Source organism: Bradyrhizobium sp. SHOUNA76, from assembly GCF_023006445.1.
In the GTDB taxonomy this organism is placed as follows: domain Bacteria; phylum Pseudomonadota; class Alphaproteobacteria; order Rhizobiales; family Xanthobacteraceae; genus Bradyrhizobium.
The window spans coordinates 1-831 of record NZ_JALBHA010001008.1 but is presented as its reverse complement, the minus strand read 5'-3'; the positions used below and the strand labels follow the sequence as shown (position 1 = coordinate 831).

The following is an 831-nucleotide window of genomic DNA, read 5'->3' as shown; positions in this document are numbered from 1 at the left end:
GGCTCGGCCGTCACCTCCGGCTCTACGCGGAGGACCGCGAGCACCGGCTCGGCAGGCTCGGACGCCTGCGCGAACCTCTGCTCCTGCGGGCCGTTCCGCCAGGAGGGGTTGTTGGCATACTGCTCATGGCTCGCCCGCAGCAGCGCGGCGACGCCCAGGCCGAACACCAGGATAGAGGTTGACAGCAGGATCGCGGCAAACAGGAAGCGAAAGCCGGGAAGCATCGAGCGATTGCGAATTTCCGCCCCGGCGGCGAAGTGGCCAGGGCCCATGAGCCATCTGAAACGCGGTGACGGTACTGCTTGCCGCGTTCGCCACGCGGAGTTGGAGCTCAAAGCGGTGGCGAATCAGGCTGATTCGAACATACCGCAACGATTCCGCCCCGTTCCCTTAAATTCGGGCCCATGACTCCGGCAATCCACGGCCTGATGCGATTTCCGCCCCGTGATGCAACGGGGCAACGGTAGTCTTGCGGATCACAAATCGGCAATCCGGCGCAAATAAGCCTGATATGTCTTGAATGTGCCGCTATCTTCGGCCATCTGGCCGTTAACGGTCCGATCGGGCTTGGGGACTATACAAGAGCGATGATGATCAAACATTTTCTGACGATATGCGCTGCCGCAACAGTCGCTGCGGCGGGAACCTCGCTCGCGCAGGCTCAGAGCTATCCGGTCCAGCAGGCGCCGAGCTATGGCGCCCCGGCTGAATATCGGCCCGGCGACCGCACACCGAATTTCGACGCGCTGGAAGATGACGACGACGCGATGCCGCAGGCATCGTTGCCGCCGCCCGGCCCGGCCGATGATCCGCGCTATGGCCGCCCGGTCG

General features: G+C 63.9%; 2 pseudogenes. One reads left to right on the top strand and one right to left on the bottom strand.

Annotated features, from left to right (window positions below):
• Positions 1-272, bottom strand: a pseudogene (locus MOV74_RS39325) (hypothetical protein); the annotation flags it as partial.
• A gap of 318 nt (positions 273-590) precedes the next feature.
• Between MOV74_RS39325 and MOV74_RS39320 the strand changes: the two are divergent.
• A pseudogene (locus tag MOV74_RS39320) lies at positions 591-831 on the top strand (L,D-transpeptidase); the annotation flags it as partial.